18 protein-coding genes and 1 pseudogene are annotated in these 21509 nt (G+C 72.6%); 10 read left to right on the top strand and 9 right to left on the bottom strand.

Annotation, left to right across the window (positions count from 1 at the left end):
* Positions 1-68 precede the first annotated feature (68 nt).
* From ACFYQQ_RS19255 to ACFYQQ_RS19240, 4 genes and pseudogenes are all read right to left on the bottom strand, one after another.
* Positions 69-329, bottom strand: a complete 261-nt coding sequence (locus ACFYQQ_RS19255) for a hypothetical protein (RefSeq protein ID WP_356169752.1) — start codon at positions 327-329, stop codon at positions 69-71.
* Between the two features lie 104 nt (positions 330-433).
* Positions 434-1606 (bottom strand): annotated as a pseudogene (locus tag ACFYQQ_RS19250) (globin domain-containing protein).
* A gap of 100 nt (positions 1607-1706) precedes the next feature.
* A complete protein-coding gene (locus tag ACFYQQ_RS19245) occupies positions 1707-2153 on the bottom strand; it encodes an Rrf2 family transcriptional regulator (protein WP_355787095.1) in 447 nt (148 codons plus the stop codon).
* Between the two features lie 184 nt (positions 2154-2337).
* Positions 2338-2946: a flavin reductase family protein gene (locus ACFYQQ_RS19240; RefSeq protein ID WP_355787092.1), complete on the bottom strand. Its 609-nt coding sequence runs from the start codon at positions 2944-2946 to the stop codon at positions 2338-2340.
* Between the two features lie 611 nt (positions 2947-3557).
* Here ACFYQQ_RS19240 and ACFYQQ_RS19235 point away from each other — a divergent pair.
* The 4 genes from ACFYQQ_RS19235 (at position 3558) to ACFYQQ_RS19220 (ending at position 8415) form a co-directional block, all read left to right on the top strand.
* A complete protein-coding gene (locus tag ACFYQQ_RS19235; RefSeq protein WP_355787089.1) occupies positions 3558-5057 on the top strand; it encodes a hypothetical protein in 1500 nt (499 codons plus the stop codon).
* Positions 5054-6886, top strand: a complete 1833-nt coding sequence (locus tag ACFYQQ_RS19230) for a class II fructose-bisphosphate aldolase (RefSeq protein WP_355787087.1) — start codon at positions 5054-5056, stop codon at positions 6884-6886. The genes ACFYQQ_RS19235 and ACFYQQ_RS19230 overlap by 4 nt, the downstream gene beginning before the upstream one ends.
* Positions 6883-7365 carry a YbaK/EbsC family protein gene (locus ACFYQQ_RS19225; RefSeq protein ID WP_356169738.1) on the top strand — a complete coding sequence of 161 codons (483 nt, stop codon included), beginning with the start codon at positions 6883-6885 and terminating at the stop codon, positions 7363-7365. The genes ACFYQQ_RS19230 and ACFYQQ_RS19225 overlap by 4 nt, the downstream gene beginning before the upstream one ends.
* 99 nt (positions 7366-7464) lie before the next feature.
* The gene (locus ACFYQQ_RS19220; protein ID WP_388904870.1) at positions 7465-8415 is read left to right on the top strand and encodes a DMT family transporter; all 951 of its coding nucleotides are present in this window, start codon (positions 7465-7467) and stop codon (positions 8413-8415) included.
* A 32-nt stretch (positions 8416-8447) separates the two neighbouring features.
* Here the strand turns inward: ACFYQQ_RS19220 and ACFYQQ_RS19215 are convergent, their stop codons facing one another.
* Together ACFYQQ_RS19215 and ACFYQQ_RS19210 are read right to left on the bottom strand one after the other, a co-directional pair.
* Entirely contained in the window at positions 8448-9515 is a 1068-nt protein-coding gene (locus ACFYQQ_RS19215) for a membrane dipeptidase (protein ID WP_356241354.1), read from the bottom strand.
* On the bottom strand, positions 9512-10867 hold the full coding sequence (locus ACFYQQ_RS19210; protein WP_355792822.1) for an amidohydrolase family protein: 1356 nt from the start codon (positions 10865-10867) through the stop codon (positions 9512-9514). The genes ACFYQQ_RS19215 and ACFYQQ_RS19210 overlap by 4 nt, the downstream gene beginning before the upstream one ends.
* Positions 10868-10974: 107 nt before the next feature.
* Between ACFYQQ_RS19210 and ACFYQQ_RS19205 the strand changes: the two genes are divergently transcribed.
* The gene (locus ACFYQQ_RS19205; RefSeq protein ID WP_355792818.1) at positions 10975-11742 is read left to right on the top strand and encodes an IclR family transcriptional regulator; all 768 of its coding nucleotides are present in this window, start codon (positions 10975-10977) and stop codon (positions 11740-11742) included.
* On the top strand, positions 11739-12689 hold the full coding sequence (locus ACFYQQ_RS19200) for an ornithine cyclodeaminase family protein (protein ID WP_356241357.1): 951 nt from the start codon (positions 11739-11741) through the stop codon (positions 12687-12689). Before ACFYQQ_RS19205 ends, ACFYQQ_RS19200 begins: the two co-directional genes overlap by 4 nt.
* A 112-nt stretch (positions 12690-12801) precedes the next feature.
* Here ACFYQQ_RS19200 and ACFYQQ_RS19195 read toward each other — a convergent pair whose 3' ends face one another.
* A complete protein-coding gene (locus ACFYQQ_RS19195; RefSeq protein WP_355794988.1) occupies positions 12802-13143 on the bottom strand; it encodes a DUF5713 family protein in 342 nt (113 codons plus the stop codon).
* Between the two features lie 350 nt (positions 13144-13493).
* Entirely contained in the window at positions 13494-14408 is a 915-nt protein-coding gene (locus ACFYQQ_RS19190; RefSeq protein ID WP_356241361.1) for an NADP-dependent oxidoreductase, read from the bottom strand.
* Between the two features lie 206 nt (positions 14409-14614).
* Here ACFYQQ_RS19190 and ACFYQQ_RS19185 point away from each other — a divergent pair, with 206 nt between their 5' ends.
* From ACFYQQ_RS19185 to ACFYQQ_RS19170, 4 genes are all read left to right on the top strand, one after another.
* On the top strand, positions 14615-15871 hold the full coding sequence (locus ACFYQQ_RS19185) for a LuxR C-terminal-related transcriptional regulator (protein WP_388904869.1): 1257 nt from the start codon (positions 14615-14617) through the stop codon (positions 15869-15871).
* Between the two features lie 164 nt (positions 15872-16035).
* Complete coding sequence (locus ACFYQQ_RS19180; protein WP_356241367.1) at positions 16036-16557, top strand: SRPBCC family protein; 522 nt, start codon at positions 16036-16038, stop codon at positions 16555-16557.
* 105 nt (positions 16558-16662) lie between these two features.
* Positions 16663-18027, top strand: coding sequence for an FAD-dependent oxidoreductase (locus ACFYQQ_RS19175; RefSeq protein ID WP_355788744.1), 1365 nt, complete (start codon positions 16663-16665; stop codon positions 18025-18027).
* A gap of 220 nt (positions 18028-18247) precedes the next feature.
* Complete coding sequence (locus ACFYQQ_RS19170; protein WP_356241370.1) at positions 18248-19435, top strand: hypothetical protein; 1188 nt, start codon at positions 18248-18250, stop codon at positions 19433-19435.
* A gap of 198 nt (positions 19436-19633) precedes the next feature.
* Here ACFYQQ_RS19170 and ACFYQQ_RS19165 read toward each other — a convergent pair whose 3' ends face one another.
* Entirely contained in the window at positions 19634-21202 is a 1569-nt protein-coding gene (locus ACFYQQ_RS19165) for a hypothetical protein (protein WP_355794674.1), read from the bottom strand.
* Positions 21203-21509: the final 307 nt, after the last annotated feature.

The raw sequence follows: 21509 nt of genomic DNA, 5'->3' as shown, positions 1-21509 counted from the left end.
AGGGGCCGACGGGCCAGGGTGAGCCGCCCGGCTGCGGACCGCGTACGCGGGCGGCGCGTCCCGCCGGCTCAGCCGGCCAACGAGCACGACCGGGAGTGCTCCCAGTACCGGCGGGTCTCCCGGCTGTCCTCGTCGGCCCCTTCCGGCGCGCCACACGTGCACTGCCCGGCGCTGGGGTCGATGAGGTCGGCGGCCTCGCGATGTCCCGCCTCACGGAGCCGGCCGGCGAGCTGGTGCGCGTAGTCCTCCACGAGGAGCGCGGCTTCCTTGCCCGTACGGCCGGTGCCGTCACGGCGAAGCTCCTGGACGAGTCTGGCGCGCGCCATCATGCGGGTCGGGCTCCTTCTGCTGTGGGCCGCCGGTGCCTGCGCGGTCTCCGTCAACCTAACAAACGGCGGGGTCACGGCTTCCGCGCCCGGCACCGGCGGCCGGATCAGGCCTCGGCGAGCCAGAGGTCAGGGCCGAAGACCTCGTAGTGCACGGCGGAGGCGGGCACCCCCCGCTCCAGGAGCTGGGTGCGGACGGCGCGCATGAACGGCAGCGGCCCGCAGAGGTAGGCCTGCACACCCTCGGGCAGTGGCGGCAGCTGCGCCAGGTCGACCAGCCCGAGCCGGTCACCCTCCTCCGGGTCCTCCTCGTACCAGAAGTGGACCGTGGCCCCGGGCAGCTTCCCGGCGAGGGCGTGGTGGTCGGCGCGCAGCGCGTGCGCCCGCGGGTAGCGGTCGCCGTGCACGACGGTGACGGGCGCCTCGTACCGGGTGTCGGCCAGGTGGTGCAGCATGGCCAGCATCGGCGTGCACCCGATACCGGCGGAGACCAGCAGCAGCGGTGCGTCGGTGTCGTCGAGGACGAGATCGCCGTAGGGGGCGGAGAGTTCGATGCGGTCGCCCACGCGCACGTGGTCGTGCAGGTGCCCGGAGACCTCGTTCACCCGCTTCACCGTGATGGAACGCGTGGGGTCGGCGGGTGCGCCGGACAGGCTGTACTGACGTATCTGCCTTGCCCCGTCGGCCAGTTCGACGCGGACGGAGACGTACTGGCCCGGCGCGCACGAGGGTGCCTCGTGTCCGTCGGCCGGGCGGAGCCGGAAGGTGACGACGTCGTCGGTTTCCGCGACGCGTTCGAGGACCTCTCAGGGGCGCCAGGTGTCGCCGAGCAGTACTCCCCGCTCGGCGTACAGGCGGCGCTCGATGGCGATCAGCGCGTTCGCCATGAGCCAGTACACCTCGTCCCACGCGGCGGCGACCTCGGGGGTCACGGCGTCGCCGAGCACCTCGGTGATCGCGGCGAAGAGGTGGGTGTGGACCACCTGGTACTGGCCCGCGCTGATGCCGAGCGAGGCGTGCTTGTGGGCGATGCGGTCCAGCATGGCGTCCGGCCGGACTCGGGGGTGCTCGACGAGTGCCGTGGCGAAGGCGGCGATGGAGCCGGCCAGCGCCTGGCGCTGCGTCCCGTCGGTCTGGTTGCCCCTGTTGAACAGGTTCCGGAGCAGCTCGGGGTGGGCGGTGAACAGCCGCTCGTAGAAGCGCTCGGAGATACGCGGCAGCGCCGCACCCACCGCGGGCAGTGTGGCGCGGACAGTCGCTGCGGACGTGTGAGAGAGCACGGCAACCCCTAATACGAATGCTGGATGCTTATTTACGGGTGTGGCATCGCGCGCGGACACCCGGTGGGACCGGGAGGCACCGCGCACTGCGCTTACGGCGTCAGAGCCGCATGTCGCGTCCCCGGCCGATGAGTCCGATCAGCACCGGACCGGTCGGTGGCGCGGTGAGATCCTCGACGGTCAGCGGGTCGAGGGAGGCGTAGAAGGCTTCCTGCGCCTGCCGCAGCGCGCCGCGGAGCCGGCAGGCACCCGCGAGCGGGCACGCCTCGTCCCCCTCGCAGTCCACGACGTCACCGGTCCCCTCCAGTTCGCGGACCAGCCAGCCGATGGACAACGTCCGCCCGCCAGGCGTCAGTTCGAGTCCGCCGCCGCGCCCGCGCCGGGACTCGACGACACCGAGGTGCTGCAGCCGGGCCGCGACCTTCGCCAGGTGCGAGTACGGGACGCACACGACCGCCGCGACATCGCGCGCCGTCGACGGACCGTCGGCCGTGGCCAGGGCCATGACCGCACGGAGTGCGAGGTCGGTGGACTTCGTCAAACGCATGGCGGGAGCGTAGATAATGCGAATGCTTGATGCAAGTTATCCGCCGCCGAGTCGCCGACTCGTCCAATTCATCCCCATATCACTCGACCCGCTGTCGGGGGACAGTCCGAACCCGGACGTCCGACGGGACAGCGAGTGACCGGTCCCGGCGGCCGGGGCCGCCGGGACCCGTAGGATCGACCGCTCAGTCCCGCTGCCAGTCGCTGTAGCGGATCCGCGCGAGGTCCTTGATCTCGCCCATCGCCCCCCACTCGTTCTTCCCGAGGCGGGACAGCGGCTTCAGCAGGCCGATCTCCGGATGCCCGTCCACCACCGTGTCCGCGCGCACGGCGGCGTGCACCACCCGGCCGAACAGCACGGTGGAGTTCCCCAGGCACAGGGTCGCGTGGAGCCGGCACTCCAGCGCCACCGGCGAGGCGGCCACCCGGGGCGGCTTGACCCTCAGCGAGGGCTCCTTGTCGATGCCGACCGCGTCGAACTCGCCCTCCTCGCTGGGGAAGTCGGTCGCGGTCGCGTTGATCTGCTCGAAGAGGGGCTCGGGCGCGAAGTTCACGACGAACTCCCCGGTCTCCTCCACGTTGCGCAGGGAGTCCTTCCGGCCGACCGAGGTGAACTGCACGATGGGCGGGTCGGTGCAGGCGACGGTGAAGAACGAGTGCGGTGCCAGGTTGGCGGTCGTGCCGTCTGCCGTGAGGGTCGACACCCACGCGATGGGGCGGGGTACGACCACCGCGGTGAGGAGCTTGTAGAACGCACCCTTGTCCATGGACTCGGGTGAATAGTCGATACGCATGTCAGGCAGTATCGCTGGCCCCGACGACGCCGGCGCTCCCGTACCCGGCACACCGGCGGCTCCGACGTCCGCCCGCCCACCACCCGTCGTCCCGGTGTCCGCGACAGGTCCCGCCGCCGGTCGCCGCCGCACAGGCGAAGCTCGCCCCGGCACGGTCCGCCCGGTCCGCCGGAGGACGGCATTGAGCCAGGCCGCGCCCCTCACCCGTCCGTGCGCGAGGACCGTCCTCCCGGCCGCCTCACCGCAGGCCCGAGGCCGCCTTCGCGAGGCTCCATAGCGTCTGTCCCCCGGGCCTCGCGGCGGGCCTTCCGCGGCCTGCAGACCGGCTGGATTTCGCTGACCACCGATGATCTACGCCGTGTACAGTCTCCGCCGTTGGCGTGCGGATGCTTCCGGGACGGACCCCGGGAAGCCGGGTACGGGGGAGGCACGCGGACCGGGTCCATCGCCCTGCGCACAGCGTCGTGCGCGGGCGTCGCCGCCTCCCTTCCGGCCGACCGAAGGTGCCCCGTCCCTCATCCGTCTTGACGGCCGTTCGGCTCTCCCGATCGTCGGTGATCGGCGGTGGGCGGCGGCCACGAATGAGCGATGAATGAGCGGGGGGTTGATTCATGCGCGCGGCAGAACACGGCGGCGTCGCCTTGGTCCAGGAGACCGGGGCGGCCGAGGACAGCGGGACGATCGACGGAGCGCGGGAGATCGTCGACGAGGCCGAGGGGATCATCGATGGGGTCGCCAGGGGCGCCGAGGAGGGCGGGACGCCGGCGCCCGCCGCGGCCCCGCGTGGGGAGGTGTGGTCGGACAGCCGGGTGGCGCACATGCTGGAGCGCCTGACCTCGGACTTCGTCCTGGACAACACCTATCGCGAGCAGCACCTGAGCCTGACGGCCAGCGAGAACTACCCGAGCAAGCTGGTGCGGATGCTCGGCGGCGGACTGCAGGGCGGGTTCTACGAGTTCGCCCCGCCCTACGCGTCCGAGCCCGGCGAGTGGTCGTTCCCGGACTCCGGCGCGAACGCGTCGCTGGTGGCGAAGCTGACCGGCATCGGGCGCCAGCTCTTCGAGGCCGCCACCTTCGACTGGCGGCCCAACGGCGGATCGGTCGCGGAGCAGGCCGTGCTGCTCGGCACCTGCGGCCGGGGCGACGGCTTCGTGCACTTCGCGCACAAGGACGGCGGCCACTTCGCACTGGAGTCACTGGCGGCCGCGGCCGGGGTGAACACCTACCACCTGCCGATGGTGGACCGGACCCTGCTCGTCGACGTGGAGCGGCTGGCCACCCTGGTGAGCGAGCACCCGGAGATCAAACTGGTCATCCTCGACCAGTCGTTCAAGCTGCGCTGGCAGCCGCTGGCGCAGATCCGGGCCGCCCTGCCCGAGGGCGTCTTCCTGGCCTACGACGCCAGCCACGACGGTGCCCTGATCGCGGGCGGGGTCCTGCCCCAGCCCACCCTGCTCGGCGCGGACGCCGTGCACGGCAACACGCACAAGACCATCGCGGGGCCGCAGAAGGCGTACGTCGCCTTCCGGGACGCCGACCACCCGAAGCTGAGGCAGGTCTCGGACTGGGTCTGCCCGCAGATGCAGAGCAACTCGCACGCCGAGCTGATCGCGCCCATGTACGTGGCGCTGTCGGAGGTCGCGCTCTACGGCCACGACTACGCCCGGCAGATCGTCGCCAACGCCAAGGCGCTGGCGGGCGCCCTGCACGAGGAGGGGGTGCGGGTCTCCGGGGAGTCCTTCGGGTTCACCGAGACCCACCAGGTGCACGTGATCACCGGATCGGCGGCCGACGCGCTGCGCCTGGCCCTGGGCGACCTGGCACGCGCCGGGATCCGCACCACCAACATCGAGGTCCCCGGCAGCAACGGACTGCACGGTCTGCGGCTCGGTGTCCAGGCGATGACCCGGCGCGGGCTGCGCGAGGCGGAGATGCGCGAGGTCGGCCGGCTGGTGGCGCGGGTGGTGCTGCGCCGGGCCGAGCCCGCGGCGGTACGCGCCGAAGTGGCCGATCTGCTGCAGCACTTCGGCCTTGACCGGCTCGCCTACTCCTTCGACGAGTACGTCGACTCGCCGGCGGCGGCCCGGCTGCTCGGCGAGGTGTTCCGGTGAGCGCGGTACCGGTCGCGGTCCCGCTGCCGGGGCGGGCTGCGGGCGGGCCGGTCGTACGGCGTCCGGCCGACGCACCGCACGCGGTGATCAGCGCCGAGGTCTGGAACACGGAGTGGGCGCGAACGCTCCTCGAGCCGCTCGCCCTGCGGACCGTCATCACGGACGAACGGCTCACGTCCGAGCGGGTCCTGGACACCCTGGCCGCCCAGTCGGTGGCGTTCGTGTGCGAGGAGCTGCCGGTCAGCGGCCTGGCCGCGCTGTCCTGGGTGGCGGAGCGGACCCGGGCGCTGCGGCGCGACGACCCGCTGCTCGGGGTGGTCTTCGTGGTCGAGGACCACAACGCCCTGGATCCGCGGGCCCTCGGACCGCTCGTGCGCACCCTGTCCCCCGGTGACACCGACCTGGCGGAGTTCCTCGACCGCGTGCGGCACGTCAGGCGCGAGGTCCACTGGGAACTGCGCAACAGGCGGCCGGGCCCGCCGTCCGGGGCGCCCGCCGGGACACCGCCCGCACGCTGGACGGGCACCGTGCCCAACTTCAACGTGAAGCATCCGTCGATGCTGCTGCCCTACGCCCTGCTCTCGGCGCGGACGCGGCGCGACGTGTACTGCGAGATCTCGCCGCAGGAGGCGCTGCTGTTCGTCGCCGACGGCGCGGGCGGGGAGCCGGCCGCCACCGTCGCCGGGGTCTTCCGCACCCTCCAGCAGGACGTGGACCGGCTCAACGCCACGCTGGGCTCGCGGCTGCGGCTGCACCTCGACCACGCCGACGACTACGAGGTGGTCCGCGCCGCCTGCGAGGCGGGCTTCGACTCGGTCATGGTCGACGGCTCCGGCCGGGCCCTCCACCAGAACGTCCTGTTCACCAACGCCGCGACGGAACTGGCACGCCGCTACGACGTGCTCGTCGAGGGCGAGATCGGCTGCATCGACGGCGCCGGGCTGCGCAAGTGGGCCAGGACGACCACGGACGACTTCGTCCGGTTCGTCGGGGACACGGACCTGGACTTCGTCGGGGCGCACGTGGGCCAGTTCCACAGCTTCGACTACGGTTTCGCCGCCACCCGCCGCTCGCTGGCGGAGGTCGGGCTGCTGGACGACGGCGCCACCGGGGACGACCTGCACGCCTTCGCCGAGGCGTGCGCGCGGGTCGAGAGATCCCTGACGGAGGCCGGACTGCCCGCCTACTCGGCCGAGCACCGGCTGATCGCCGCCACGGCCCGGCGGGCCATGGAGGGAGAGGGACCGGACGCCGGGCAGCGGCTGGACGCGGTGCTGCGTGAGGCACGGGCCGGTGTCCCGGTCTTCCAGCGTCCGCTGCTGGACACGCTGGAGCGGGAGTGGCTGGAGCGCCGGCTCGCGAAGGCCCGGCGCAAGTCCGAGCTGTGGGACGAGGTGTTCGCGACGGAACCCGCGCGGGAGCACCGGTACGCGGCGATCGACCACGGACTGGTCCGCGAGCTCACCGGTGTCCTCGCGGACTCCGGTCGCCGACTGGTCGTGCACGGCGGCAGTTCGCTGTCCCGGGTCGACCTCGCGTCCCTGCCCTCGCACGGCGTCGCGCGCGTGAACTTCGGCAGCGGGGTGTTCGCGGACTACCTGGAGGCGCTGCGCGCGCACCTTCCCGTCGACCTCGGTTCCCGTACGGGTGACGGGACTTGGAAGCACCTGCGGCGGATGTCGTACCTTGCCGAGGTGACCCGTGACTGGCGGTCCTGGACCGAGGCGCCGCCGTCGTTCATCGACACCTTCGTCAGCCGGCTGGAGCGGCGCTACGCCGCCCCGCTCCGCGGCCGTACGCACGCACAGCCCACAGGAGGCCTCCGTTGAGTCCCTTTGAGCAGATCATCGATCTCCTCGACCGAGAGAAGGCCGCGTACCGCGTGGTGGAGCACGCGGCCGAGGGGCGTTCCGAAGAGGTGTCGGCGGTGCGCGGCACCACGGTGTCGCAGGGCGCCAAGGCTCTCGTGTGCCGGGTGAAGGGCATCGACTCCCCCGCGGTGCTCGCCGTGCTGGCGGGCGACCGGCGCGCGGACCTGAAGAGGGTCGTCGCCTCGGTAGAGGGCCGCAAGGGCGGCTTCGCGCCGTCGGAGCTGGCTGAGCAGCTGACCGGGTGCGTCGTCGGGGCGATCCCGCCGCTGTGGCTCTCGGGCGGTCTGCCGGTGGTGGTGGACGCCGAGTTCCTGGCCTCACACGAGGAGATCGCCTTCAACGCGGGCCGGCTCGACCGGTCCGTCGTCATGGCCACGCGGGACTACGTGCGGATCGTGGCGCCGACCGTGGCACCGATCGCCGCGGACCGGAACTAGGAGCCGGTCGCGGCGGCCTCCGGGCCCGCGGGCCCGGAGGCCGCCGCGGCACGGCCGGTGAGAGACGTCAGGCCCGAAGGGGCCGAGGGGGGCCGTGACTTGCGTGCGAGGATCGTCGCGCAGTTCGTCGCGCTGGCATGCGCGTGGGGTTCGAGTTTTCTGTTCATCAAGGTCGCGCTGGAGGGGCTGACGCCCGCTCAGGTCGTGTGGGGGCGGCTGGTGTTGGGCGCGCTGGCGCTGTGCACGGTGATGGCGGTGACCCGCAGCCGCATCCCGCGCGAACCGCGACTGTGGCTGCGGCTGGCCCTCGTGTCCGTGCTGCTGTGCGTCGTGCCGTTCCTGCTGTTCTCCTGGGCGGAGAAGCAGCTCACGTCGGGCATGGCGAGCATCCTGAACGCCACCACTCCGCTGCTCACCCTCGCCGTCAGCACGGTCGCCCTGGCGGGTGAGCGGCTGACCCGGCGGCGCACCGCGGGCCTGCTCACCGGCTTCGCCGGCGTCCTGGTGCTGATCGGACCGGCGGGCCTGTCCGGCGGCGGTCACCTCAAGGCGCAGCTCGCCTGCCTGGGCGCGACCACCTGCTACGGCTTCGCCTTCGTGCAGCTGCGCCGGCACATCACCCCGCTGGGGCTGCCGGCGGTCAGCGTCGCCTTCGTCCAGGTGACGATCGGCGCGCTGATGATGCTGGCGGCCACGCCGTGGCTGGCCTCCCCGGCGCCGCGGGTGGATCCCGGCATCGCGGTGAGCATGCTGGCGCTGGGCGCCCTCAGCACGGGTCTCGCCTATCTGTGGAACAACAACATCGTCCAGGCGTGGGGCGCGGTGAACGCGGCCGCGGTCACCTATCTGACGCCCGTGGTGGGCGTCACGGCGGGTGTGGTCCTGCTCGGTGAGCGGCTGACCTGGAACCAGCCGATCGGTGCCGTGCTGGTCATCGCCGGCATCATGGCGGCCCACGGCACCCTCGGATCCGTCCGGCGGCGCCGCGCCGCCGGACCGGCGGACTCCGGCGAGGCGGCGCGGCCTCTGGAGGAGGGTGCCGCCCGCTGAGGCGGCTTCCCGGCGGCCCGGCTCGTCAGGGGTTACGGGGCCCACACCCGCGCCGCGTAGTCGAGGAAGTTCCGTCCGAGGATCTTCTCGATGCGCTCACTGCGGTAGCCGCGCTTCTCCAGAAGGCGTATCAGTTCCCGGAACTGGTCCACTCCGCGCAGGTCGATGACGAACGGCAGTGTGTCGCTGCGCTCGCCCGCCGCCGACACGCCGGCCTGTCGGCGCAGCGCCACGTGCTCGGCGAGGTGCGCGCGGTAGGCGTCGAGGTCGTCGATGGACGTGACGGGGCCGTCGGTGCCGATCCCGACGTGGTCCTCGCCGCAGACGTTCACCGCGTGGTCGATGTGCTCCACCACGTCCGCGGCACTGGCGTGACCGGAGACGTCGAGGAAGGGCATGAAGTAGATGCCGACGAACCCTCCGCGCGAGGCGACCAGGCGCAGTTCCTCGTCGGTCTTGTTGCGGGGCAGGTCGGCCAGGGCACGGCAGCCGGTGTGGTTGACCGACACCGGACGCCGGGCGATCCTCGCGGCCTCCAGGCAGGTGCGTTCCCCGCTGTGCGAGAGGTCGACCATGAGGTGCTGCTCGTCCAGGGCCGCGACGAGGTCGCGGCCGAACTCGGTGAGGCCCCGGTTGCCCGGTGCCATCGACCCGTCGCCGATGTGGTTGGCCTGGTTGTAGGTGAGCTGGACGATCCGCACGCCCAGCTCGGCGAAGGTGGCGACGCGGTGGAGGTCGTCACCGACGGCGACGGCGTTCTGGAAGCCGTAGATGACGCCGATCCTGCCCTCTTGCCTGGCCCGGTGCACGTCGGCGACCGTGAGGATCTTCGTGAGGTCCGCCGCGTTGTCCCGGATGATCGCGTCCCACACGGCTATCTCGTGCAGGGTGTGCTCGTACGGGGGCAGGTCGCCCATGGTGTAGCCGAGGGTGATGTTGACGGCGGTGAGTCCCGAGGCGTGGGCGTCGGCCAGGGCCCGTGCGTCGACGGTGAGTTGCTCGCTGGAGGCGTTGAGCTGGGCGGCGGCCTCGGCGGACCGCGGGGCGTTGGGGTTGTCGAGCTGCCCCAGCGCGTTGATGATCATGGGCGTGGACGTCATCGGCCCTCCTGGGTCTCGTCGCGCCGGGCACGGGTGTCGGCGGCGAGCGTCCGGTCGAACTCGCCGCGGACGAAGCGGTGGCCCCGCTTCACGGTCATGGTGATGGTGCGCAGCCGGTCGACGCCGTGTGTCGGGTCGTCCCCGAGGACGACGAAGTCGGCGAGCTTGCCCGGTTCGACGCTTCCCATGACGGCCTCGGTGCCGGCGCTGCGGGCTCCGATCAGGGTGGCCGAGCGGAGCGCCTGCGCGGGAGTCATCCCGCAGCGGTCCACGAGGAACGCCAGCTCCTCGTACAGCGCGGGGAACGGGTTCTCGGGGCCGGTCTCGTAGTCCGTGCCGGCGGAGACGTCCACGCCGGCCCGGTGCGCCTGGGCGGTGAGCCGGGCCGCGAGTTCGCTGTTGAGCCGGGCACGCTCGGCTCCCTCGGGTCCGTCCCCGGCCAGGGCGTCGCTGGACCACATGCAGGCGGTCGCGTCGAGCACGGTCCCCCGCTCGCGCATCAGGGCGAACAGCTCCGCCACGCGCGGATCGCCACCTCCGGCGAACCTCTCGTGGTCGACGGGCGGTTTGTGCTTGTAGCTCGTCAACTGCCCCTCGGCGCCCTCGAAGGCGAGCAGCGTGACGTGCGAGACGCTGTCAACGCCGGCCAGGACGACCTGCCGGGGAGAGGCGGGGAACACGGTGGCGTGGGCCCAGACGGGGATGCCCTGGCGGTGGGCCTCCGCCGTGATCGCGGCGACCGCGGAGTGGTCGAGGTCCGCGTAGACCTTGATCGCGGCGGCGTGGGTGCCCCGCGCCATCGCCACGGCCAGGCGCAGGTCCGTGTCGTCCGTGATCGCCTGCATCCACGGCACCGCGCCCGGGGTCTCGCCCTGCGACACCTGGTGGGTGCGCGGGTCGTCGAAGAAGCCGGGGCCGGCCATGAGCGCGGCGTAGCGGATGTCGGGGCCGGGGATCTCGCCGACGAGCGTGGCTCTGGCGAGATCGCCGACCTGGCGCAGGTCGTCCGCCATGTCGCGGATCGCGGTGACGCCGCTGTAGACGAGCCGGCGGAGCACCGCCTCGGCCGCGGGCCGGTCGGGAGGCGTCGCGATGTGCTGGTGGGAGTCGATGAGCCCCGGGACGACGAAGTGGCCGTCGAGGTCGAAGACCTCGGCGTCCGAGGGGAGTCGGGCGTCGAGTTCGGCGTCGTCGCCGACGGCGCGGATCCACGCCCCGTCGGTGACGATCGTGGTCGACGGCCGCAGCGGGCCCCCGTGCCCGTCGAACAGCGTGGCACCGCGGTAGACGGCGACGGTGCCGTCCGGCGGCGGCGCGTGCGGGCCCGGCTCGACAGAGGCCTCGTGGGTCATCTTCACCTCGTGGGGGCTTGTTACGGTGTACGTAACAGCTGTATCGTCACTGGAAACACGGGCCACCGTACGCTGGCCACCCGCGGCGCCACAAGGAGTGGTCGGAATTGCCCGCAGCACCCCGCTCGGCGGTGGACAAGGCGCTCGACCTGGTCGAGGCCGTGGCCCGCGCACCGCATCCCCCGCGCCTCACCGACCTCGCCGAAGAGGTCGGCCTGCATCGCGCCACGGCCTACCGCGTCCTGCTCGACCTCGTCCGCAGAGGCTGGGTGCTCCGCGCCGGCGACCGCTATCTGCCGGGCACCGCGGTCCTGGGCCTGTCGTCCGCGGCGGCCAGGAACTCGCTGACGGCCATCGCCCGTCCCGTGCTGGCGGCCCTGTCGGAGGACACCGGGATGATGGTCAACCTCCAGGTCCCGGAAGCGGACCGCGCCCGGGTCATCGACGTCGTACGTCCCGAACGCCTGGCGATGATCACGCACTTGATGGGTGAGGCCCTGCCGGTCCACCGGTTCGCCGGCCCGCTCGCCCTGGTCGCCGCCCTCCCCCCGGAGGCCCGCGCCCCCTACCTCCGCCTCGCTGAGGCGGCGGGACATCCGCTGACCGGGCCCGAGGGCCTGCTGGCCGACATCGAGCGCACCGAGCGGAGCGGCTTCGCCGTCGAGCACGGCCGCAACGAACAGCCCGTCGCCTCCGTCAGCCGCGCCGTCGTCCCCACCCCGGGCGCCCCCGTGTGCGCCCTGACCGTGGTCGGTCTGGACACCGAGTTCGACGAGTCCCGCGTCGCCGGTCTGCGCCACCGACTGCGGGCGTCGGCCGACGAGTTGCAGCGCCTCCTCACCCGTACCGCCGATGCCGAGGAGGGAGCGGTATGAGCGGCATCCTCGTCCTCGACCGCGCTCAGACGCGCGCCGCCCTCGACCCCCACCGCCTCATGGACGCCGTGGCCACGGCGCTGAAGGCCGTCGGCGACGGGTCGGCCTCGGCACCGCCCAGGATCGCGGCCCGCGCCCCGGCCGGACTGCTGGGCGCGATGCCCGGATACGTTCCCGGACTGGGACTCGCGGCCAAACTCGTCTCCGTCTTCGCCGACCCCGGCCGTCCGGGACGCAGCACGCACCGGGGTGTCGTCGCCCTGTTCGACGCCGAGCACGGCGGCCCGCTGGCCCTGATGGACGCCGAGTCCCTCACGGCGATCCGCACCGCCGCGTCCGCCACCCACAGCGCCCGCGCCCTGGCAAGTCCCCACCACCGCGCCGTCGCCGTCATCGGCACCGGCGCGCAGGCGCGCGCCCAGGTCGAGTTGCTCGCGGTACTCGACCCCGCGACCCCGGTGACGGTCGCGGGCCGCGACCTCGCGAGCGCGGAACGGCTCGCCGGTCTGCACCCCGCGGCGCGCGCCGCCCGGAGCATCGAGGAGGCGGTACGCGAGGCGGGCACGGTCTTCTGCTGCACCGGCGCGACCCGCCCCGTGATCGAGCGGCACTGGCTGGCGCCCGGCACCCACGTCAGCTCGGTGGGCGGCTCCCACGGCCCCGAGCTGGACGCCGCCACCGTCCACGACGCCACCCTCTTCGCGGAGTGGCCCGGCGCCGCCACCTCCGCCGTACCGGCGGGGGCGCACGAGTTGCAGGACCTCCCGGCGGGGCGCACGGTCGCGCTCCTCGGTTCCGTCCTGTCGGGACAGCACCCCGGCAGGCGCACCGCGGCCGAGCTGACCGTGTTCAAGTCCACCGGCCACGCCGCTCTCGACGTCGCGGCGGCCCATGTCGCGCACGCCGTAGCCCGTGCGGAGGACCGGGGCACGATCGTCGACATGTGAGCGCACCGCCGGGCTCCGACCACCCCACGGCGGGCCGTGCGGACGTACGGCCGGGTCCCCCATGGTTCCGCTCTCCTGCCACGCGCCGCGCGAACCCGGGACGACGGAGGCCTCACCACTCCCGGGCGGCCACCAGCTCCTCATGGTCGGCGTCCGCGAACCCGTACGCGGTGGCGACGAACGAGAAGTCCTCCGCGATCTCCTCACGCGCCACCGTCTCGATCTCGCTGCCGGCCGCATCGAACTCGGCCTCCAGGGCGTTGAACTCCTCCGTGGCCTCGGCGGTCAGCGCGTACAGGGCGCCGAGGCCGTCCGGACGTTCCGCCTCGATGCGGGCGCACAGCCTCAGCAGGATCTCCCTGCCCCGGTCCAGCACATGGTCGGGGTAGTAGTCGTCCTCGTACAGCGCCCGCAGGAACGGGTGCCGCAGCACGTTCTCGTTGTTGACGGACATCCCGCTCACTCCCCTACCGCACCGACGACGTGTTCCCGGGATCATGCCGGACGCCACCGACAACGCGGGGCCGGACGCCGCGTACGGCCGCACGCTCCGCGGCGGGCAACGCGAAAACCCCACCCCGGGTGACCGGGGTGGGGTTCGTGGAGCGCCGGGCAGGCCTTGCACCTGCATCTCCCCGCAGGAAGCGGGGCGTCTTTCCTTGGACCACCAACGCGAGGCACGGTGCCGGGAGTTCGGCGACGCGCTCAAGATCGATGATACATCAGCCCCGGTGTGCCGCGCGTCGCCCCGGCGAACACCCCTCGACCGCGCCCCCTTCACCAATGGGACCCGCCGGCCGGCGGTCACACCGTGAGGATCAGCTTGCCGCGCACATGTCCCGTCTCGCTCAACTCCTGTGCCTCGGCGGCGTCGGCCAGCGCGAACGTCCGGGCTACCGGGACGCCGAGCCTGCCCTCCACCGCGAGCCTGCCGTGTTCCGCCAGCCAGGTCCGCACGACCTCCGACGGAGTGCCACCCCCGGAGAACACCACGCCGTAGTCGGCCGCGTCCTGCGCCGCGATCGTGACGATCCGGTCCCTCGTGCCGCCCCGCAGCTCGACGGAGACGGGCAAGGTGTCGTGTCCGGCGGCGTCGAACACCGCGTCCACGCCGTGTGGAGCGGCCGAGCGGACCCGGTCGGCGAGCCCCTGCCCGTACGCGACGGGGACCGCTCCCAGCGCGAGCAGGAAGTCGTGGTTGGCCGGGGACGCCGTACCGATCACCGTCGCCCCGCGCGCGACGGCCAGCTGGACGGCGACCTGCCCGACCGCTCCCGCCGCCCCGTGCAGCAGGAGCGTCTCGCCGGACTTCAGGCCCAGGAGGCCCAGCACCCGCTCCGTGGTCTCGCCGGCCACCGGCAGCGTCGCCGCGGCCTCGAAGGAGAGGCCGGCCGGCTTGTGGACGATGTCGCCGGCGATGGCGTACTCGGCGTACGCTCCCGTCCTCGTCCACCCGAACACCTCGTCCCCGGGCGCGAATCCGGTCGCCCCCTCGCCCAGCGTGTCCACGACCCCGGCGAACTCCAGACCCGGCACAGCCGGGAAGGTCGTCGGGTAGAACGCCTCCATCCAGCCGTGACGGCGTTTGTGGTCAAGGGGGTTGACGCCGACCGTCACCACGCGGACCCGCACCTCGCCCGGGCCCGGTACCGGCTCGGCGATCTCGCCGAAGCTGAGGACGTCCGCCGCGCCGAACTCGTCGTACCTGATCGCCTTCATGGGAACTCCCCGCTGTCGTGTCGCGCGGCCACGGTGATCGGAACTCCGCGGCCGGTGCCGTCGGGCGACGGCACCTCGACGGCCCGTGGCCTGTCGACGACTCAAGCCTCGTCCGGGGCGCGGCCCGTGGGGGCCGGTCTTCCGGACAGTCGCACCTGTCCGAAAGGACAGCCGGTCCGGCGGGGCCGTTCATTACGCTGAAACGCATGGAACTGTCCGGCTCCGTGCCCGCCCTGACCGCCGCGTACGACGTGATCCGTCAGCCCCTCGGCCGGATCCTGCCGCGGCTGTCCTCCGTCCTCGCCGAAGCGGTCCCCCACCGCGCGGCCGCCGAACTGTCCACGCACTGCGCGCACTCGCCGTTCAAGACCCACGGCGACGAGGACGTCGTCGCCCGGCTCGGCGCGGCCGACCTGGCGCCGCTGCTCGACTCAGGGGTGGCCGGCCGCCCCTGGCAGGGCGTGCTCACCCTTGCCGGCGCGGAGCACCCGGTGCTCGCCGTGCGCAGCGACGCCACGCCCCGGGGCGCGGTCCTGCTGCTGGTGCGGGAGGACCGCTCCGTGCTCGACCCGGCCGTTCTCTCGTTCGTCCAGGCACTGTGGGACCTGGTGACCAGCCACGTCGACCGGCTGGCCGCGGAGGCCGTGCCGGGGGCGCTGGCCCGCTCGCGCACCGCCGCCGACACCCGGGCCCGGGTGATCGCCGAGCTGGGTGAGGCGCACGCCGCGGCGCTGACCGGGATGCTCGGCGTGCTGCGCAGCCGCGCCATGGACGACGCGACCGCCCGGGCCGCCGCAACCGATCTCGCCGTCACGGCCGTGCTGGAGCTGCGCGCCACGGCCGAACGGGACCAGGAGATCGCCGAGGAGCCGGCCGACGAGGCGTTCGCCCGGCTCGCGGAGAGCGTGCGGCCGCTGATGCGCTACGGCCCCGTCCGGCTGGAGCTGGGCGCTCCGCAGTCGACCAAGCCGCTGGCGGCGGACGTGGCCCACACCGCGCGGGCGGTCGTGCGGGCGGTGCTGATGAAGGCGCTGGAGCAGGAGTCGGTCAGCCGCGTCCACATCGGCTGGCAGGTCACGGAGGACGAACTGCGGGCGACCGTGCGGGACGACGGTCCCGGCACGCTGTCGCACTGCGCCCTGGGTCCGGGCCGGGTGGTGGAGCGCCTCGACGTGCTGGACGGGCGCCTGGACGTCGACGCCGTGCCGGGCTGGGGTTCGACGGTCACGGCGACCGTCCCGCTGCGCGCCACTCGGGATCCGGCACCGCACCCGCTGACGTCGCTGGGCGAGCGGGAGCTGGAGGTGCTGACCAGGCTGGCGCTCGGGCACCGCAACCGGGCCATCGCGCAGGAGCTGCGCATCACCGAGTCGACGGTGAAGTTCCACGTCGCCAACATCCTGACGAAGCTGGGCGTGGGTTCCCGCGGCGAGGCGGCGGCCCTCTTCCACGCCGCCGCCTGACGCGACACCCCGCGAGGCCGGGCGGGACCTGCGGGAGGCGCCCAGGACGATTCCCGCAGGCCGGCCACGCGGGTACTGGGCCCTCGCCGTGGGGAGACGGTCGGCCGGAGCCCGGTGACATCCTTGCTACTGACGAGTAGGTTGTGGGCGACGAAAGGACTTCCATGCCCCGCACCTTCACCGTGACGCGCAGCATCCTCGTCGAGGCGTCGCCCCTGTCCGTGTACGAGGAGGTCAGCCGTCCGGCCCAGATGGGGCGCTGGAGCCCCGAGAACCTCGGCGCGACCGTGGCCCGGCCTGACGAGCCCGCGCAGGTCGGGCTGGTCTTCGAGGGACACAACAAGCGCGGCCCGTTCCGGTGGACAACCCGCTGCACGGTGACCGTGGCCGAACCCGGCCGCCGCTTCGCGTTCCGCGTCCACGCCATCGGCGTCAAGCGGCCCCGGCTGCGCGCGCCGATAGCCACCTGGGAGTACCGCTTCGCCCCGGACGGGACGGCGACACGGGTGACCGAGTCCTGGACCGACGACCGCCGCTCCTGGCCGGACTTCGTGGCGAACGCCTTCGACCGCATGGCGACCGGCGGGAAGACCTTCGCGGCGTTCCAGACCGGCAACATCGACCGGACGCTGCGCAATCTGAAGCGCGAGATCGAGGCGGGCCGGTCCACCCAGCCGCGCCCATAAGGCGGCCTTATGGGGTCATCAACCGGACCCCCGTACCAAGTAAGGATTGCCTTAGTTTAGGCTTCCCGACGAGCCAGCCTGTCATCGCTCGAAGGGAACCTGATCATGTCGCGCCCTCTGCGGGTAGCCATCGTCGGAGCCGGCCCCGCCGGTATCTACGCCGCCGATGCGTTGCTCAAATCCGAAGCGGCCGGCGAGCCCGGGGTCTCCATCGACCTCTTCGAGCGGATGCCCGCCCCCTTCGGCCTGATCCGCTACGGCGTGGCCCCCGACCACCCCCGGATCAAGGGCATCATCACCGCCCTCCACCAAGTGCTCGACAAGCCCCAGATCCGCCTCTTCGGCAACGTGGACTACCCGCGCGACATCGATCTGGACGACCTGCGGACCTTCTACGACGCCGTCGTCTTCTCCACGGGCGCGACCGCGGACCGGGCGCTCGACATCCCGGGGGTCGACCTCGACGGCTCGTACGGCGCGGCCGACTTCGTCTCCTGGTACGACGGCCACCCGGACGTCCCCCGCACCTGGCCGCTGGAAGCGGAGAAGGTCGCCGTCCTCGGCGTCGGCAACGTGGCGCTCGACGTCGCCCGCATCCTCGCCAAGACGGCCGACGAACTCCTGCCGACCGAGATACCGCCGAACGTCCACGAGGGGCTGAAGGCCAACCGCGCCAAGGAGATCCACGTCTTCGGCCGACGCGGCCCGGCGCAGGCCAAGTTCAGCCCCATGGAGCTGCGGGAGCTGGACCACTCCCCCACCATCGAGGTCATCGTCGACCCCGAGGACATCGACTACGACGACGGCTCGATCGCCACCCGGCGCGGCAACAAGCAGGCCGACATGGTCGCCAAGACCCTGGAGAACTGGGCGATCCGCGACATCGGCGACCGCCCGCACAAGCTGTTCCTGCACTTCTTCGAGTCGCCCACCGAGATCCTCGGCGAGGACGGCCGGGTCACCGGCCTGCGCACCGAGCGCACCGCCCTCGACGGCACCGGCAACGTCAAGGGCACCGGAGTGTACAAAGACTGGGACGTCACCGCCGTCTACCGCGCCGTCGGCTACCTCTCGGACGCGCTCCCCAAGCTCCCCTGGGACCTCGCCACGGGCACCGTCCCCGACGAGGGCGGGCGGGTCATCGAGGCCGGCGGCGAGCATCTGCGGTCCACCTACGTCACTGGTTGGATCCGCCGCGGTCCCATCGGTCTCATCGGCCACACCAAGGGCGACGCCAACGAGACCGTCGCCAGCCTGCTGGACGACCACGCGAACGGCCGTCTGCACACCCCCGCCTCCCCGGCCCCGGAAGCCGTCGACGCGTTCCTCGCCGAGCGCGAGGTCCGCTACACCACCTGGGACGGCTGGTACCGGCTGGACGCCGCGGAGAAGGCGCTCGGCACACCGCAGGGCCGCGAGCGCGTGAAGATCGTCGAGCGTGACGAGATGCTCGACGCCAGCGGCGCCTGACGACACGCCGGAGCGGGGCACGGGCCCGCTCCGGACGGCCGGCTCACCGGGGCCGCGTGGGGGGCGACGCCCCCCACGCGGCCTCGCGGCCTTCCCGGCGACGAGCGGGGCGAACTGTCTCACAGCGCCGGACGGCGGAAGCACGCCCCCTCCCCCGCAGCGCGTGATCAGCACGGCCCATACTGGGACCGCACGCCGTCTCCCAACGTCAGAGTGATCCATGGCCAAGTCCCCCACCGTCCGCGCCACGGCCCCCGACACCGTGTGGCTCGCCCGCGGGCGCTTCGTCGGCCCCGGCGCGGAGGAGGTCGTCCGCCGGCGTCTGCGCGAGCAGAAGAACGACCGGGTCATCCAGGACCACCTCGAACTGGACGACACCCGCGACGGCGCCGGCCGCCGCGTGTTCGAGGCGCGGTGGCAGGTCTCCGGTGCCGTCACCGTGCGCGCGCGGCTGACGGTCGAAGCCGTCCAGGGCAGCACCGACGAATGGACCTGGTCGCTGGCCGCGGAGGCGGAGCGGCCCTGGGACCTGGAGATGCCCTCGCCCGCCGCCATGTTCTGGCCCGAGGACACCGACGTGCCCTGGGACCACGACCTCGTCCCCGGACTGCGCTTGCGCACCATCAATCCGCTCCCGGGCGAGGACAAGGAGCTGCGGCGGCTGCTCAACACCGCCGCGCACAACACCTGGAGCATCCACGTCGTCGTCCACGAGGCGATGACGACCGACGAGCGCGGCCGGCGGCCGCTGGCCCGGCTGATGCCGCCCAGCCTCCGGCACCGCGTCGTGGAACACCGCGCCGCGCCCGACCAGTTCCAGATCGTCAACTGGGCGCTCCGCGATCTGGGCGTCCAGGTACCGCGGGGCGGCGCGGTCGTCCTGCCCGGCACACCCCCGAGGCCCGGCTACGAGGACGACGACTTCACCGTGCGGAGCGTCTTCCTGGACGGCTCGGTGCCGGCCGACCTCATCGACACGGTGACGCGCTACGCCGCGCTGCCCAGACCGCTGGTCGAGGACGCCGCCACAGCCGTGTCCGACCTCCGCGAGCAGTGGCACCTGCTGACCGTCGAGGAGGAACTCGCCCACGCGCGCGCCCTCGTGGCCACGTACGCCGAGGCACTCGAAGCGATGACGAAGTCCCGCGACCTGTACCGGGAGGCCGCGGAACTCGCCCACGAGGCGCTGGCCGCCCTCCAGGAGTCCGGCGCCGGCGTGCCGGTCGTCGGGAAGCCGCGCAGACCCGAGGGGCTCCCCTTCCGGGGCCTGGCGAAGACCCTCGAACGCCTCAAGGACACCGCGGGATCGCTCCGCCTGCCGGGCGCGGGCGCCGCGTCCCCCGGCACCCGGACCGAGGAGCCGGACGCGCGCGCCGACGACCGCCGCGACGACGTCCCCTGCTCCTAGGGCCTGTCGTTTGGATCAGGCCGGGGTCGCGGGGTCTGGCACGCGCATCTGCGGCGTTGTCGTCGGTCGCCGACTCCCTCCTCCGCCTTGCAGCTGCACGCGCCCGACCCCGCTCGGGCCGACCGGGACGAACCCTCTGTCACGGCCGACCTGATCCAAACGACAGACCCTAGCCCGGAGCCGGGGACGGGCGCCGGGTCAGGTGCCCAGGCCGAAGCCCTTCGTCGTGTAGGCGCACTCGGTGTAGATGTAGCCCGAAGACAGCTTGGCGGTGTCCGAGGCGGGGGTCGTGCCGGAGGTGCCGGACTTCGGCTTGTGCAGGAAGTACGTCGTGCCGACGGGCAGGCTGATCGTCCGCTGGGGGTACTTCTTGCCGCTGTCGCTGCAGGGCTTGAACCCGAGGGAGAGCGTGCTCGACGTGGAGTAGGCCGTGCAGCTGCCGCAGCCCTTGAGGGTGACGCTGCCGGTCACGGGCCCGGTGAAGAGGACCGTGATGTCGTCCGGGCTGTCGTTCTTGAGCGTGACGGTGATGCCGCCGCCGGACGCCGTCGTCGGCAGGCGCTTGCCCGCGGCGGGAACGGTCTGCGCGATCTCGGCGGCGATCGCGATCTTCTTGGCGCGCTCCCGGTTCTTGCTCCCCTTGTTGTCGTCCACGAAGTCGTTCATGGTGCTGAGCGCGTCCGCGAAGTCGCCGTCCTTGTACTGGTCCACACCGCAGTCGTACGCCCCCGAGCCGGCGCTCTTGTCGGCCCGGCCGACCTCCTTGGCGAGTGCCTGCTCCACTCCGGCCTCCTCCCCCTTCAGGCCCTCGACCTGGGAGCTGAGCGCCTTCAGCCGGTCGACGGCGGCACACGGTTCGTCGCCGCGCACGTCCTTGACCGCCTTGTCGACCGCCGAGCCGACGGCCGGTTCGACCTTCGCCGCCTGCTCCGACTCGGGGAAAGTGCCGAGGAGTTCACCGAAGTGTGTCGGCCAGACGGCGTCGCCCGTGGCGAGACCGTCCGACCCGCACTCGTACAGGGAGGTGGCCAGCCGGTCGTCGGGCCAGGTGGCGAGCGAGCCGAGATCCTTCTTGTCGGTGCCGCGCGAGAGTGTGCGCAGGTACTGCAGCGGCGGGATCGCGTCGCAGTACTTCTTCTGCGCGTAGGGGGCGCCGACCGTCGTGTAGTAACTCTTCATCCGGTCCGGCACCCGCTCGGCCGCCCGCGAGTCGGGGTGGTCGTCCCGGAGATCGCCGTACACGCGCCATGCGTCCTTGAGATCGGACCGGGCGCTCCCGAAGGGCTTGCCCTCGGCCTTCGACACGAGCCGGTCGGCCCGTTCGAGCCGGTCGAGGAGCATCTCCTCGGTGGCCTCGTCACGCGCGCCGTCGTACAGCACGACACCGCCGGCCGGAACGGCGAGGAGCACCAGGCCGAGCAGGATCGCGACGGGAGCGGCGGCGGGCCACATGAGCCGGGTGCGCAGTCCCACGACCGCGCCGTGGGCGGCCGCGAGCACCAGGAAGACCACGTACGCGGTCAGGGCTCCGCCCGACACCCCGTCGGGGTCGGCGGGCAGCGCGACGAACAGCAGGACCGCGGTCGCGGCCCAGCACACCGCCGCGAGGATCCAACGGCGTACCAGCACATAGCCCAGCCCGAGGCCGCTGAGGTTCAGCAGCGCCACCGCGACGGCCCGCAGCGGGTCGGCGGGAGCGGGTGGCGGCGCGGACGGCATCGGAGGCACGGCGAACCCGTACGTCGGCCCGAACTGATCACCTGACATGTCGGCTCCCCCCGGTCAACTACGCCCGCATGTCTGCGATTTGGCAGTGTACGTTCGGTGGCTCCGCCGCGACAGTGGGTTCCGGCGGTGATCTCGGGAACAGCGCGGGACGGGCCGCCGGAAATCTTCCGTGTCATGTACCTGTACAGACGGTCGAGGCCGTGCTGTCATGCCAACTGCCGCCCTTTCCAACGTTGTACAGGCCAGGGCGACTAGGGCCTGTCGTTTGGATCAGGTCGGCCGTGACGGACGGTTCGTCCCGGCCGACCCGAGCGGGGTCTGGTGCGTGCAGCTGCAAGGCGGAGGA

The sequence above is a fragment of the Streptomyces sp. NPDC005496 genome (genome assembly GCF_042872045.1).
In the GTDB taxonomy this organism is placed as follows: Bacteria; Actinomycetota; Actinomycetes; order Streptomycetales; family Streptomycetaceae; genus Streptomyces.
This window is presented reverse-complemented; position numbering and strand designations above follow the sequence as displayed.